The following is a 13329-nucleotide window of genomic DNA, read 5'->3' as shown; positions in this document are numbered from 1 at the left end:
CCTTTTTTTGCGACTGGTAGCACATGGCTCAGTTGCGCCGTCCCGCCGCCTCCTCGCGGCGCATCGGCATCGCGTCGATGGTGGCGACCAGGGTCTCGGCCGGGATCGGCTCCGCGGCGGTGAGTTTCTGCCCGCCATCCTTGCCGACCAGCACCGCCCGGAACCCGGTGGCCGGCAGGCCGAGGCGCCGGCGCAGAGCGGCGGCCTCCCTCCCGTCCCCGATCGCCCGCACCACCACGAGGTCGCGCTCGCGCATCGCCGAGGTCTCGGCGATGCGCGCCTGCGCGGTCGCCCGGGGATCCCCGTCCTCGGCGGCGATCACCAGCACCCGGGACTTCCAGCGGTAGCGGTCGAGGTCGGAGGCCCCGGCCGGCACCGTCGCGGCGGCCAGGACAAGGGGTATGAGGACAAGGGGAGCGAGGAGCAGGACGGGGCGCGGGATTGCGGGCATGGGCCGGGCCTTTCTCGAAGCGGTGCCGGGCAACGGGCCCGGCTCGTTCAGGAGAAAACCCAACGACAATCCGCCCCCACTGGTGCCCGGACCGGATGCGATCGGTCCACGCCGCAGCCCCGGCTCGACCTATTGCAGCTTCGCCCGGTAGGTCTCACCGGCCTTGGCCTTCAGCTCGGCGCCCGCCTCGCGGCCGATCGCCAGCGCGTCGGCGACCGCACCGGTGCGGTGGGTCGCCCAGTGGGCGCTGCCGTCGGGCAGGAACAGGATCCCGTCGAGGGTGAGGGCGTCGCCGTCGATCTGGGCCAGCGCCGCGATCGGGGTGCGGCAGGAGCCGTCGAGCTCCGCGAGCAGGGCCCGTTCGGCGCCGACCGCGATGGTGGTGCGGGCGCAGGCGACCGCCTGGAGCCGCTCGATCACCGCGGCGTCCGCGGCCCGGCACTCGATGCCGAGCGCGCCCTGCGCCACCGCCGGCAGCATCGCGCTCACCGGCAGGATCTCCTGGGCCCGGTCGGCGAGGCCGAGGCGTTCCAGGCCCGCGATGGCCAGCAGGGTGGCCTCGCAGGCGCCCTCCTCGAGCCGCTTCATCCGGGTGTTGGCATTGCCGCGCAGGGGCACGATCCGGAGGTCCGGCCGGTGCATCAGCACCTGGGCGCCGCGGCGCAGCGACGAGGTGCCGACCCGGCTGCCCGGCGCGAGGTCGGCGAGGCGCGTGGCGTGCGGCGACAGGAAGGCGTCGCGGGGATCGTCCCGCTCCAGGATGCAGGCGATGACGAGCCCGTCCGGCAGCCAGGTCTCGACGTCCTTCATCGAGTGGACGGCGATGTCGACCTCGTCGGCGAGCAGCGCCTGCTCCAGCTCCTTGGTGAACAGGCCCTTGCCGCCGATCTCGGAGAGCGGCCGGTCGAGCACCTTGTCGGCCACCGTGGTGACGACGACGAGCTCCATCGCGCCGGGCTCGGCGAGGTCGGGATGGGCCGCCGCGATGCGGTCGCGCACCATCCCGGTCTGGGCGAGCGCCATCGGGCTGCCGCGGGTGCCGATGCGCAGGGGACGTCGAGCCATGGGTCGGGCCATCTCGGGTGCCGTGGGTACGAGAAGCGTCACATCCGCGAGTAGCGAGTCGGGGCCGCCGTGTCACGGCCCCCACAGGCTGCCGGCTCCCTCAGAAGCCCTGGACCGCCAGCACCGTGTGCTCGACCTGCGGCGGGGCGGCGAAATACTCGGAGACCAGGGCGCGCCAGGCCTGGAAGTCGGCCGATTCGCGGAAGTCGACGGTGTGGTTCTCCAGGGTCTCCCACCGGACCATCAGCCGGTAGCGGGTCGGCACCTCGACCGAGCGTTGCAGCTCCATGCCGCGGCAGCCCTTGGCGCGGCGAAACAGCTCCGCCGCCCGGCCGACGCCGGCCTCGAAGGCGCTCTCGTGCCCGGCCTTCACCTCGATCTGCGCGATCTCCAGAACCATCCCGTCCCCCCTGTCGCGGTGCCAAGGCCGCGTGCGGCGGCCCTGCGCGAAAACGCCGGTGCCGACAGCCATGCGCGAAGCCGCCGGCCTTGTCCAACCCGCCGGCGCGAGAGCGGTGGATGGCCCCCGGCGGGCGGTTGCCAACCCGGAACAGGACGCGCACAAACCGTGGATGACCTGTGCACGGTGGCAACCAGCCCCGACCGGCGCCGTTTCCCTGCCGGAGCGTGACAGCGGAGTTCGGTCCTGATGGCGACGCTGAAGGAATTCGAGGAAGCCCTGCGCGAGAACGGCATGCAGATGGCGCTGGCGATTCTCGATCGCTTGCGCGAGCGCGACCGCGCCAACCGCGTGGTCAAGCCGGGGCGCCGCATCGTCGGCAAGAAGATGACGCCGGAACTGGCCCGCGAGATCCTCGATCTGCACGGCTCGACGGAGATGACCCAGCAGGAGATCGCCTTCAAGCTCGGCGTCAACCAGGGCCGGGTGAACGAGGTGATCAAGCGCGGCAAGTGGCTCTCGGGCGACCAGGCCGCCCCCGAGGCGGTGGCCCGCGACAAGGGCAAGGCGCGCATCCAGGGCACCGAGCCGAAGCGCGCGCGCCGGCCCGCGGCCAAGAGCGGCGCAGGCGGCGCGGCCAGGAGCGCCAAGGGAGCGGGCAAGGGCGGGGACAAGGGCGCCGGCAAGCCCTCCAAGCGCCCGGCGACGGCCCAGCTCGCCTTCGGGGATCTCTGACCCCGAAAGCGGATCCCCGGCCCGGCAGGCCAGGCATGACCGCAGCCCAATGGGCTGCGGTCCCGCGATGCTCTACCAACTTCCGGTGCCGAAGCCGCCCCGATCGAGGGCGGCCGGCGGACCCGGCAGGCCGGGAGGAGAGCACGCCGATGTACGATGCCGCGAACCTGAAGAAGCTGCCCGCCCTCAAGAGCCTCGCCCCCGAAGCGATGGGCGCCTTCGAGGCCCTCGACAAGGCGGCGCTGGCCGACGGCGCGATCCCGCGCAAGTACAAGGAACTGATGGCGCTGGCGGTGGCGCTGACCACCCAGTGCCCGTACTGCCTCGAGGTGCACCGCGAGGCCGCCAAGAAGGCCGGGGCCACCGAGCAGGAGATCGCCGAGACGGTGTTCGTCGCGGTCGCCCTGCGGGCCGGCGCGGCGCTGACCCACGGCACCCATTTGCTGCCCTGACCCACGTCGTCCCGGACGGCGGAGCGGTTCCGTGCGCCGGGAGTGCGAACACGGTGAAGCGCCCCGGCCGGGCGGCCGGGGCGCTTCTCCTGTCGGCTGAGCGGGACGGACTTACGCCGCCTGCTGGACGCTGCCCTCGATCGACTGCGGGCGCGAGCCCGAGGCGATCTGGATCTGGCGCGGCTTCTTGGCCTCCGGGATCTCGCGGACGAGATCGACGTGGAGCAGGCCGTTCTCCAGCACCGCACCCGTCACCTGGACGTGGTCGGCGAGCTGGAAGCGCCGCTCGAAGCCGCGGGCCGCGATGCCCTGGTGCAGGAACTCGGCCTGCTTGGCCTCGCCCTTGCGCTCGCCCTTCACGGTGAGCGCGTTCTCGCGGGTCTCGATCGACAGGTCCTGATCGGTGAAGCCGGCCACCGCGAGAGTGATCCGGTAGGCGTTCTCGGCCGTGCGCTCGATGTTGTAGGGCGGATAGGTCGGGGCCGCATCCGAGGTCACGAACTGATCGAGCGCGGAAAACAGGCGGTCGAAGCCGACGGTCGAGCGGTACAGGGGAGCGAGATCGAACTGACGCATGACATATTCTCCGTCTGAAGCAATATGTAGTCTTGAAGGACCGCCACGAGGGCCGGTCCCGGTCTTGCGCGCCGCCGTATCGGCCGGCGCCCCTCGCATATTGGGGTGGCCTCTAGACTGGTCAAGGCCGGCGCCGACGGGGTTTCGCGAATTTTTTCGCGGGGCCCGGACGGGCGCAGGTTCTGCCCCACTTATTAGGGGATGCCGTGCCAGGATGCGGCGGATGACAGCTTCAGAGGCCCTCTCGTGACAGTGCCGCTGCTCGCCACGCCCGACAACCCGATCCCGCCGGGCGCCACGCTCCTGTCGGTGCGGACCGCCGACGGCCTCTCCCTGCGGGTCGCCACCTGGGCGCCGACGGCGCGGGTGGTGCACGGCACGGTCTGCCTGGTGCAGGGCCGGGCCGAGTTCATCGAGAAGTACTTCGAGACCGTGGCGGAGCTGCGCGGGCGCGGCTTCCACGTCGTCGCCTTCGACTGGCGCGGGCAGGGCGGCTCCGACCGCACGGTCGAGGATCCGCACAAGGGCCACGTCGACGATTTCGCCGAGTACCGGCTCGACCTCGCGGCGGTGGAAGCGCAGGTGCTCGAGGGGCGGATGCCGCGCCCGTTCTTCGGCCTCGCCCACTCGATGGGCGGCGCGATCTGCCTGGCCGCCGCCCGGGAGGGCTGGCTGCCCTTCGACCGGCTGGTGGCCCTCGCCCCGATGGTGGCGATCTGCATGATCCGGTGGCCGAAGGCGGCGATGCGCCTCGCCGCCGTCTTGCGGCTCCTCGGCCTCGGCCGTCGCTACGTGCCGGGCGGCTCGGCGGTGTCGATCGCCACCAAGCCGTTCCCGAACAACCGGCTCACCGCCGATCCCGTCCGCTACGCCCGCAACGCCGCCGCGGCGCTGGCGGTCGGGGCCGGCGCCATCGGCGACCCCACGGTCGGCTGGCTCGCCGCCGCCTTCCGGGCGATGCGCCGCTTCGAGGACCCGCGCTACGCCCTCGGCATCCGCCTGCCGGTCCTGGTGGTGGCCGCCGGCGCCGATCCGGTCTGCAGCACCCCGGCGGCGGAGCGCTTCGCGGCCCGGCTCGCCGCCGGCCGCACCATCACCCTGCGCGGCGCCCGCCACGAGATCCTGATGGAGCGCGACGCGATCCGGGCCCAGTTCTGGGCCGCCTTCGACGCGTTCGTGCCGGGCACGGCGACCCCGCTGCCGGACACGGCGCCGCAGACCGAGGGCGAGCCGAGGGCCGCGGTGGCCTGACGGCGGCCCGGAACCCGCTGTCCATGCGCGACGGGCCGATCTAGGATCGCGCCCACCGGCCGACGGAGACCGCGCAGGCGCCTCGGGGAGTTGCAGGATGAGCGCTTTACTGTTCGGCCGCATCTTCGAGCGGACGCGGGCGGGGGTGTCGCGCCTGTTCGACGAGGCGGCCGGCGGACGCATCGCCCTCGCCCCGGTGGACGACCTCGTCTACCCGGTCATGCGCGTGCTCCAGGATGGCGGCGTCCAGGCCTGGCTCGCCCTGGTCCACGGCCATCCGAGCCAGGACGCCGTCCAGCATGCGATGCACGTCGCCGGTCTCGCGGCCAATTTCGGCCACCATCTCGGGCTGCCGGCCTGCGATTGCGTCGCCCTGGTCCGGGCCGGGCTGCTGCACGACATCGGCAAGGCCCGCATCCCGGCCGCGATCCTGGCCAAGCCCGGCGCGCTCACCGAGGACGAGACGGCCCTGGTCCGCCGGCACGCCGCGATCGGCTACGACATCCTGCGCGATTCCGGGATGCGCGATCCGGTCGTGCTGCAGGCGGCGCGCCACCACCACGAGATGCTCGACGGTTCCGGCTACCCCGACCGCCTGGCCAAGGAGGCGGTCAAGGACCTCGTCCGGCTGATGACGGTCTGCGACATCTACGCGGCGCTGACCGAGCACCGCCCCTACCGCCCGGCGATGACCCGCGCAGACGCGCTCGGAATCCTGCGGGGCATGGCGCCCGACCGGCTGGACCCGGATTTCGTCGACGCGTTCGAGGCCTCGCTCGCGCCGCCGCAGGCGATGCGCGGAGGCGCGTTCCCCGCCGCCCCGGCGACCATGCGGAGCGACCCGCGCGACGGCGGCTGGTGAGCCGCCGTCGCGCCTCTTTCCTGCTCCGACCGTCAGGAATTGAGGAGCGCCAGGGCCGCCGCGTGCAGCCGCTTGTCGCCGGCCGCCACGATCCGCCCGCCCTTGGCGGCGGAGGTGCCCTCCCAGGTGGTGACGACGCCGCCGGCGCCCTCGATCACCGGGATCATCGCCACGATGTCGTAGGGCTTCAGCCCGGCCTCGACCACGAGGTCGATATGGCCCGCCGCCAGCATCGCGTAGGCGTAGCAGTCGGCGCCGTAGCGGGCGAGGCGTGCGGCGCCCTCGACCCGATCGTAGGCCTCCCGGTCGCCGGGGCCGAACAGGCGCGGGTCGGTGGTGTGCAGGACCGCCTCCGACAGCTCGCCCTTGCGCCGGGTGAGCAGGCGGCGGGTGCCGTGCGGCCCCTGGCAATGCGCGGCCTCGCCGTCGCCGTAGAAGCGCTCGCCGGTGAAGGGCTGGTTCATCAGGCCGTAGCAGGGCACGCCGCCCCGGGTGAGCCCGATCAGGGTGCCCCAGGTCGGCAGGCCGGCGATGAAGGCGCGGGTGCCGTCGATCGGATCGAGCACCCAGACGTAGTCCGCATCGGCGCGCTCGGCGCCGAATTCCTCGCCCAGGATGCCGTGGTCGGGGAAGCTGGCGGCGATCAGCCGGCGCATCACCGCCTCGCCGGCCCGGTCGGCCTCGGTGACCGGGTCGAACGCGGCATGGCCCGCGGCCTTGTCCTCGGTGGCGAAGGCGGCGCGGAAGAAGGGCAGGATGGCCTGGCCCGACTGGGTGGCGAGCTCGTCCACGAACCGCGCGAAATCCACCACGCTCATGCTTGTCCCCGCTTCCCGCTCGGCCGGCCCGGAGGGCCGGCATGCCCCGGATCGAAAGGGTGCCGGGGCCCCGGCGTCAAGCCCTCAGGCCTCGGCCGGTACCGGCTCCCGGCTGGGTGCCGACACCGGCTCCCCGCCGGGAGCCGGCAGGGCGGCCCCGGGGGGCGCCGCATGGGGCGGCGCGTGAGCGGCTTTGCCGGGAGCGGCTGAGCGCGGCGCGTCCCGCACCGCCTCGAGGCACGCCTCGACGCCCTCGCGCAGGGACACGGCGTAGTGGTCGGCCCCGAGCGCCGCGCGGGCGCCCGGATCGGTCAGCACCGCGTCGTCCGCCGGCCACAGGCCGACGAGCACCTGGGCCTCCGGGGCGCGGCGGCGCAGCCGCTGGACGAGGTAGCGCAGATGCGCCGGCGTGCCGCTGATCTCCAGGTAGGAGATGCAGACCATCTGGGCGCCCTCGGCGTCGAGGGTGCCGATCTGCGAGCGCGTGACGTCCTCGAACGGCACCACCCGGGTGCCGAAGCCGTGCTTGCCCAGGAGCTGGGCCAGCATCATCGAGGCGGCCTCGTCGAGGGGGCCGCGGCCGGCGATGCAGAGCACCGCGCCCTCGCGCGCCCACGCCTCCGGCAGGGCGTCGGGAGCCGGGGCGTCCGGCACCGCGGGGGCGGCCTCGCACGGCACCTCTTCGTCGCGGCTGCCCGACAGGAGCCGCCCGGCGAGGGTGGGCTTCGTTTCCGGCGCGGCGTCGTCGCGGTCCGACAGGTCCTCGATCAACTGGGCGATGCCGACGCGGATGCGGTCGAGCTGGCTCTCGGTCAGCACGCCGCGGCGGGCATCGGTGGCGGCGAGCTGAAGGCCCTTCAGCGCCACCTCGTCGTAGTAGGAGGAGAGCGAGCACTGGGCGAGGATCGCCTCGGCCAGCTCCTGCGCCTCGTCGGGGTCGTCGGCCAGCATGCGCTGATAGAAGTTCTCGACCGGGGTCAGGGCCGGACGGTCGCCGAACAGCACGTCGAGAAATTCGAGCTTGTCGACGTGGCGGCCGAGGACGACGAGGCAGACGGTGAGCGGCGTCGAGAGCAGGAGCCCGACCGGTCCCCACAGCCAGGTCCAGAACAGGGCCGAGACCAGCACCGCGAAGGGCGACAAGCCGGTGGAGTGGCCGTAGAGCAGCGGCTCGATGAACTGGCCGACCAGGGGCTCGAGCACGATGAACAGGGCGGCGGTGGCCAGCACCATGTTCCAGCCCGGATCGACCGCGGCGGCGAGCGCCAGCGGCAGCAGGGCCGACAGGAAGGCGCCGATATAGGGCACGAAGCGCATCAGCGCCGAGAAGATGCCCCACAGGATCGGGTTCGGCACGCCGATCAGCCACAGCCCGACGCCGATGACGAGGCCGAACCCGGCATTCAGGGCGAGCTGGACCAGGAAGAACCGGCTCAGGCGCAGCGCCGCGTCGTCCATCGCCACGGTGGTGCGGTGCAGGTCGCTCGATCCCGCGAGGCGGATCATCCGGTCGCGCAGGTCCTCGCGCTGGACCAGGATGAAGAGCAGCACCACGAAGACGATGCCCAGCGTGGCGAGCGGCGAGAGCACCGGTGCCAGCACCTTCTCGGCCAGTTCCACCGGGCCGGGCTCGCGGTCGCGCATCTCGACCAGCACCGGCTTGTCGGGGTTCTGCACCGCGGGCGGGGCGGCGCGCTTGGTCTCGGGCTTCTCCTCCGGCTTCTGCTCCGGCGCGCCGGCCTGCTGGATCTGGTGGTTGATGCTGCGCAGGTAGCCTGCGACGTCGCCGAGCGGCCCGGCCTTCAGGTTCTCGGCCTTCTGGGCAATGGTGCGCTGGTAGCGCGGCAGCCCGGTCGAGAGGTCGGCGAGCTGCATGCCGATGAGCCCCCCTAAGCCCGCCACCACGGCGAGCAGCAGCAGCACCGCGACGCCGACGGAGGGCAGGCGGCCGAGGCGCAGCTTGCGCAGGAGCGCCACCAGCGGCCCGATCACGAAGCTGAGCAGCACCGCGATGGCGATCGGGATCAGGATGTCGCGGCCGAAATACAGGGCCGCGACGATCACCGCTCCGATGACGAGCGGCGCCGCCAGGCCGTCCCCGGGGGTCTCGGCGGCCTGGACCCGGGCCGGCTTCACCGGAAAGATCTGCGTGCGATCGTCTCGCCGATCCGCCATGCGACGCGCCTCCAACCCCACGCGGCGCTCACGCTCCGCCACGCTTCCACCAGGGGGGAACGGGGCGGGGGACGAAACGATCCCCCGCTGACCCTGGGCCAATCTGTCGAAAACGTGATCGGGCCTATTCGACGCGCACCATCACGCTGTCGCTCGCGCCCGCCGCGTCGAGCACCGAGATCCGCACGAAGCCGGCGCCGTCGGGCTGCCACTCGGCCTGGCGGCGGTCGGATTCGGTCACCGGCAGGCCGCCGACGAGCCAGGTGAGCGGCAGGGTGCCGCCGAGCGCCTTGAGGGCGAGGCCGGCGGGCGGGCCTTCCGCGGCGCCGAGGTCGATCCGCGCCCCGTCCGGCGGGTAGGCGATGCGCAGGCGGTCGGCGGGACCGGCCTCGCGGGCGAGGTGGCGCAGCGGCGGCGGCAGGGCGGAGGTCGCCGCCACCAGGGCGTCGCGCGGGCGCGGCACCGGCTCGGGCTCGCCCCCGATCCGCGCCACCGCGTCGAACAGCAGGGGGGCGGCGGCGACCCGCCCGACGAGGCCCGGCACCCCGGCCCCGTCCGGCCGCCCGATCCAGACCGCCACGGTGACGCGGCGGTCGAACCCCACCGCCCAGGCGTCGCGGTAGCCGTAGGAGGTGCCGGTCTTGTAGGCGAGGCGGTTGGGCAGGGCGCTCTCGGGCGGGGGCGTGCCCCGCAGGGTGTCGGCGACGTACCAGGCCGCCACCGGCTCGGCGATGCGCGGCAGCACCGCGTCGGGCGCCGCCGGCCCGTCGAAGCGCCGGATCAGCACCGGCACCTCGCCGCCGCGGGCGAGCCCGGCATAGAGCCGCGCGAGGTCGGCGAGCGTGATGCCCAGTCCCCCGAGCGCCACCGGCAGGCCGGGGGCGGCGTCCCGCGGCAGGGCGATGGCGGTGCCGGCGCCGCGCAGCCGGGCGATGAACCGGGCCGGGCCCACCGCCTCCATCAGCGCCACCGCCGGCACGTTGAGGGAGAGCTGCAGCGCGCGCCGCGCCGTCACCGTGCCCTGGAAGGTGAGGTCGAAGTTCTCCGGCGCGTAGGACGCGCCGAAGCGCGACGGGCGGTCCTCGATCAGGGTCTCGGGATGGGCGAGGCCGGCCTCGAACGCCATGGCGTAGACGAACGGCTTGAGCGCCGAGCCCGGCGAGCGCACGGCTCCGGTCATGTCGATGGCGCCGGCGCGGGCCGTATCGAGGTAGCCGGCGCTGCCGACCTGGGCCCGCACCTCGCCGGTGGCGTTGTCGACGACGAGGAGCGCCGCCGACAGGCCGGGCCCGAGCGCCGCCGCCCGCTCGGCCACCAGCGGCTCGAGCCGGGCCTGGAGCCGCGCGTCGAGGGTCAGGCGATGCACCGCCCGGCCCGGCTCCTGCGCCAGGGCGGCCTCGGCGGCGTGGGGAGCCAGCATCGGGAAGGCCTTTCGCCCGTGCGGCACCGGCTCGGCCCGGGCCGCCTCGGCCTCGGCCGCCGGGATGACGCCGCGGGCCGCCGCGAGCGCCAGCACCCGGTCGCGGGCCCGGCGGGCGGCCTCCGGGAACCGGTCGGGCCGGCGCGCCTCCGGCGCCTGGGGCAGCGCCACCAGCAGGGCGGCCTCGGCGAGGGTGAGCCGCGCCGGCTCGCGCCCGAAATAGGCGAGGCTCGCCGCCCGCAGGCCCTCGACCGGCCCGCCATAGGGCGCGAGCGCGAGGTAGAGCCGCAAGACCCCGTCCTTGCCGAGGCGCCGCTCCAGCTCGACCGCCCGGGCGATCTGGCGCAGCTTGGCCGTGAGCGAGCGCTCGCCCCGCGGCTCGACGAGGCGCGCCACCTGCATCGACAAGGTCGACGCCCCCGACACGATCCGCCCCGCCGCGAGCCACTGCCCGGCGGCGCGCAGCAGCGCCCGCGGATCGACGCCGGCATGCTCGCGGAAGCGCCGGTCCTCGTAGACGGTCAGCAGGGCGAGGAAGCGGGGATCGGTCGCCGCCGGCTCGAGCGGCAGCCGCCAGCGCCCGTCCGCGGTGGCGAAGGGGCGCAGCAGCGTGCCGGACCGGTCGAGGACGACGGTCGAGCGGGCCTGCGCCGCGGCGAGGTCGAGAGGCGGGAGATGCGCGAGGGTGGACCAGAGCCAGGCGGCGGCCGCGAGGACGAGGCCGGCCAGGCCCCATGCCATCCGTCGCACCGTCGACCCGTCGCCTGCTGCCATGCGGATTCCGATCCCGCCGCGACTGTGCCCCCGCGCCGGAGCCGGGGCAATCCCCGCCGGCGGGAGACCGGCCCGGCCCTACGCGGCACCCGCTCCGCACCGCTCGACGAAGCCGACCGCGCGGGCGCCGGTCTCCCGGGAGCTCACCGAGACCATCGCGACCGGCCCGGCGGCGGCGCGGGGGGGCGGGTCGGCCAGGGCGAGGGCGGGGAGCAGCAGGCCCGCCGCCGTGCCGCAATCGCCGAGGTGCAGCGCGGGCGTCTCCGGATCGGCGGCGAGCGCGGCGATGCCGGCCTCGGGCGCGGCGGCGCGGGCGACCGCGACGCCGAACTCCTCGGCCCGCCAGCGCTCGCCGGTGAGGTCGGCCAGCAGGCGGTCCGGCGGCAGGAAGCGGGCACCGCGCGCGAAGGCCTTGGCGAGCCCCCGCCCGATCAGGCCCCGCGGCGCGGCCACGTCCTCCTCCTCGACGCCGCGGAAGACGCCGAGCACGGCACCGCGCCCGGGACCGTGCGCCGGCTCCCCGGTCTCGAGGCCGAGGGCCATCACCACCGCGGCCTCGCCGGGGATCAGGCCCCAGGGATTGCCGCGCATCAGGATCCGCTCCTCCACCGCGAGGCGGTCCAGCAGGAGCGGATGGATGGCGCTGTCGAGGGCACCGACCAGGACGTGGTCCTCGGCCCCGTCCCGGACCGCGACGGCGGCGTGGGCGAGGTCGGACAGGGCCTCGGCCGGCCCGCCCGGCAGGAGGTCGAGGTCGCGCAGGAGGCCGGCATGCGGTTCCAGCAGGGAGGCGCGGAACGCGTCCCGGTCGGGATGCTCGCAGAGCTCCGGCCGCACCGTGAGCCGCAGGAGCCAGCCGCCCGGCGGCGGCGGCACCCGGCCGGCGCAATCGGCGAGCGCGGCGGCGAGCAGGCGCCGCAGCCGCCGACCGTAGTCGCGGCACTCGGCGATCGGGATCGCCTGGGCGAGCGTCGGCGGCAGCCCGTCGGCGCCGACGAGGGCGCGCTCGAGCCGCTGTGCCCGCTCGCCCGCCGCGTAGCGCCGGGCGGTCTCGGCGAACGTGGCGCCGAGCGGGCTGCACAGGCCGACGGCGAGGATGGCGGGGAGGCGGTCGGTGGGCATCGGACCTGCTATGCAAAAGGGTTGGGTTTGTACTTTCCAGTCTCTTGCTAGATTTTCGATAATCTCGATTTGCTTTAGATTATATGTGAATATATGTAATTGACGATTGTTTAATTTCTTGCAAATCAAATATATTTGTCAGTAAAATTAAATATTAGCGAGGAATTTAAATTATTTAATTTTAAAATAAATTATCACAAAACAAGGCGATTAAAAAATAGAATATCGTCAAAATCAATCAAACCGAGATATCCAGGCCTCCGTTTCTTGGATTTCATCTAAGGGATAGGGAGTCTCAAACAGACCGACGCGTTGAAATTTTTCGCAGCGTATAGGACGCAATAAATCAGCCACTGATCGATATGACTCTGGTATATCCGCATAATTAAAATCACCAACTTGCGGTTCATGTCCAGCTTGAACTATGATACCATTTTTGTAATGATGGAGATCATAATTGCGCGTTGGTGATTTTTCTATCAATGATAAACCGCCTAAATCCTCAGTAAAATTCCTATCAATAATTGTAAGCCAATTTGTCGATCTTATCTTTCGACTGTGATTGCCATACCGATTCTCAAGGCGCCAAGTGAATCCGTCGCCAATCTCAAATCCAGGGTATCTTTTCAAGTATGGAAATAGCAAGTCGGCCGTCCCGTGGCAATTTCCCTCGCGAAATTGAAACCCAAGTCCTGCCGTGCCATAATTTGCTTCAATCCAGGAGGCCCAACGTTCTACCAGGCGTATCAGGCCTTTAGGGCCTGCTGTGTCAAGCCATGATCCAGGAAGATAGCAAAGCACTTGTCCTAGCTGATCTTCTTCAGGCCCAGCAGATATATCAAGATAATATGCAGGAAGGGTTTTTTTATCGTTTTCATCTATATCTGTAATTTTTATAGACATGCGTTCTGATGTCTTATCTGATATTATATTATTGAAATAATGAAGTATCTCATTTTTGTCCCCTTTCTTAAAGAATGGAGAGTTAAGCGGCATATATGCGGCCGCATATCTAGAAAATTCTTCAAGATAGTTTTCTAGTATTTTTAGTCGAGCCTCTGGTTTTGTATCATTATGGGTTTCTGCAAAGTAAATTAGTATAACTACTCCGATTTTTATCTTATCAGATCCGGATTTGTTTTTTATGGAATAATCGTCATATACTCCGAAATAAGCCTCTCCTGTGCGATAAGGACCATCTTTAGTCATAGTTTTTTAATCCTTCGTG

13 protein-coding genes are annotated in these 13329 nt (G+C 71.1%); 4 read left to right on the top strand and 9 right to left on the bottom strand.

The window, feature by feature from the left end:
- Nucleotides 1-28 precede the first annotated feature (28 nt).
- The 3 genes from BMX97_RS05990 to BMX97_RS05980 form a co-directional block, all read right to left on the bottom strand.
- A complete protein-coding gene (locus BMX97_RS05990; RefSeq protein WP_091746648.1) occupies nt 29-451 on the bottom strand; it encodes a DUF4174 domain-containing protein in 423 nt (140 codons plus the stop codon).
- Nucleotides 452-580: 129 nt separating this feature from the next.
- On the bottom strand, nt 581-1516 hold the full coding sequence (gene hemC / locus BMX97_RS05985) for a hydroxymethylbilane synthase (protein WP_091746645.1): 936 nt from the start codon (nt 1514-1516) through the stop codon (nt 581-583).
- A gap of 100 nt (nt 1517-1616) precedes the next feature.
- Nucleotides 1617-1916, bottom strand: a complete 300-nt coding sequence (locus BMX97_RS05980; RefSeq protein WP_091746641.1) for an antibiotic biosynthesis monooxygenase family protein — start codon at nt 1914-1916, stop codon at nt 1617-1619.
- A gap of 249 nt (nt 1917-2165) precedes the next feature.
- Here BMX97_RS05980 and BMX97_RS05975 point away from each other — a divergent pair, with 249 nt between their 5' ends.
- Both BMX97_RS05975 and BMX97_RS05970 read left to right on the top strand, forming a co-directional pair.
- Nucleotides 2166-2651: an RNA polymerase subunit sigma-70 gene (locus BMX97_RS05975; RefSeq protein ID WP_091746638.1), complete on the top strand. Its 486-nt coding sequence runs from the start codon at nt 2166-2168 to the stop codon at nt 2649-2651.
- 149 nt (nt 2652-2800) lie between these two features.
- Entirely contained in the window at nt 2801-3103 is a 303-nt protein-coding gene (locus BMX97_RS05970) for a carboxymuconolactone decarboxylase family protein (RefSeq protein ID WP_060846988.1), read from the top strand.
- A gap of 111 nt (nt 3104-3214) precedes the next feature.
- Here the strand turns inward: BMX97_RS05970 and BMX97_RS05965 are convergent, their stop codons facing one another.
- Entirely contained in the window at nt 3215-3679 is a 465-nt protein-coding gene (locus BMX97_RS05965) for an Hsp20 family protein (RefSeq protein WP_060846989.1), read from the bottom strand.
- A 246-nt stretch (nt 3680-3925) separates the two neighbouring features.
- Between BMX97_RS05965 and BMX97_RS05960 the strand changes: the two genes are divergently transcribed.
- Both BMX97_RS05960 and BMX97_RS05955 read left to right on the top strand, forming a co-directional pair.
- Nucleotides 3926-4930: an alpha/beta fold hydrolase gene (locus BMX97_RS05960; RefSeq protein ID WP_091746635.1), complete on the top strand. Its 1005-nt coding sequence runs from the start codon at nt 3926-3928 to the stop codon at nt 4928-4930.
- 97 nt (nt 4931-5027) lie between these two features.
- Nucleotides 5028-5792, top strand: coding sequence for an HD-GYP domain-containing protein (locus tag BMX97_RS05955; RefSeq protein ID WP_091746632.1), 765 nt, complete (start codon nt 5028-5030; stop codon nt 5790-5792).
- Nucleotides 5793-5824: 32 nt separating this feature from the next.
- Here the strand turns inward: BMX97_RS05955 and hisN are convergent, their stop codons facing one another.
- The 5 genes from hisN to BMX97_RS05930 form a co-directional block, all read right to left on the bottom strand.
- Entirely contained in the window at nt 5825-6610 is a 786-nt protein-coding gene (hisN, locus tag BMX97_RS05950) for a histidinol-phosphatase (protein ID WP_091746629.1), read from the bottom strand.
- Between the two features lie 84 nt (nt 6611-6694).
- Nucleotides 6695-8785: an AI-2E family transporter gene (locus tag BMX97_RS05945; RefSeq protein WP_091746625.1), complete on the bottom strand. Its 2091-nt coding sequence runs from the start codon at nt 8783-8785 to the stop codon at nt 6695-6697.
- Between the two features lie 124 nt (nt 8786-8909).
- Entirely contained in the window at nt 8910-10946 is a 2037-nt protein-coding gene (pbpC, locus tag BMX97_RS05940; protein WP_244538303.1) for a penicillin-binding protein 1C, read from the bottom strand.
- Between the two features lie 111 nt (nt 10947-11057).
- Nucleotides 11058-12101 carry a hypothetical protein gene (locus BMX97_RS05935; protein ID WP_091746619.1) on the bottom strand — a complete coding sequence of 348 codons (1044 nt, stop codon included), beginning with the start codon at nt 12099-12101 and terminating at the stop codon, nt 11058-11060.
- Between the two features lie 234 nt (nt 12102-12335).
- On the bottom strand, nt 12336-13310 hold the full coding sequence (locus BMX97_RS05930) for a type VI immunity family protein (protein WP_091747033.1): 975 nt from the start codon (nt 13308-13310) through the stop codon (nt 12336-12338).
- Nucleotides 13311-13329: the final 19 nt, after the last annotated feature.

It is taken from the genome of Methylobacterium sp. ap11 (assembly GCF_900110515.1).
Taxonomy (GTDB): domain Bacteria; phylum Pseudomonadota; class Alphaproteobacteria; order Rhizobiales; family Beijerinckiaceae; genus Methylobacterium; species Methylobacterium ajmalii.
This window is presented reverse-complemented; position numbering and strand designations above follow the sequence as displayed.

Excerpts from the sequence above, each read along its gene's own strand:
- BMX97_RS05990 (WP_091746648.1), bottom strand. The coding sequence starts at position 451 with ATGCCCGCAATCCCGCGCCCCGTCCTGCTCCTCGCTCCCCTTGTCCTC.
- hemC (WP_091746645.1), bottom strand. The coding sequence starts at position 1,516 with ATGGCTCGACGTCCCCTGCGCATCGGCACCCGCGGCAGCCCGATGGCG.
- BMX97_RS05980 (WP_091746641.1), bottom strand. The coding sequence starts at position 1,916 with ATGGTTCTGGAGATCGCGCAGATCGAGGTGAAGGCCGGGCACGAGAGC.
- BMX97_RS05975 (WP_091746638.1), top strand. The coding sequence starts at position 2,166 with ATGGCGACGCTGAAGGAATTCGAGGAAGCCCTGCGCGAGAACGGCATG.
- BMX97_RS05970 (WP_060846988.1), top strand. The coding sequence starts at position 2,801 with ATGTACGATGCCGCGAACCTGAAGAAGCTGCCCGCCCTCAAGAGCCTC.
- BMX97_RS05965 (WP_060846989.1), bottom strand. The coding sequence starts at position 3,679 with ATGCGTCAGTTCGATCTCGCTCCCCTGTACCGCTCGACCGTCGGCTTC.
- BMX97_RS05955 (WP_091746632.1), top strand. The coding sequence starts at position 5,028 with ATGAGCGCTTTACTGTTCGGCCGCATCTTCGAGCGGACGCGGGCGGGG.
- hisN (WP_091746629.1), bottom strand. The coding sequence starts at position 6,610 with ATGAGCGTGGTGGATTTCGCGCGGTTCGTGGACGAGCTCGCCACCCAG.
- BMX97_RS05945 (WP_091746625.1), bottom strand. The coding sequence starts at position 8,785 with ATGGCGGATCGGCGAGACGATCGCACGCAGATCTTTCCGGTGAAGCCG.
- pbpC (WP_244538303.1), bottom strand. The coding sequence starts at position 10,946 with ATGGCATGGGGCCTGGCCGGCCTCGTCCTCGCGGCCGCCGCCTGGCTC.
- BMX97_RS05935 (WP_091746619.1), bottom strand. The coding sequence starts at position 12,101 with ATGCCCACCGACCGCCTCCCCGCCATCCTCGCCGTCGGCCTGTGCAGC.
- BMX97_RS05930 (WP_091747033.1), bottom strand. The coding sequence starts at position 13,310 with ATGACTAAAGATGGTCCTTATCGCACAGGAGAGGCTTATTTCGGAGTA.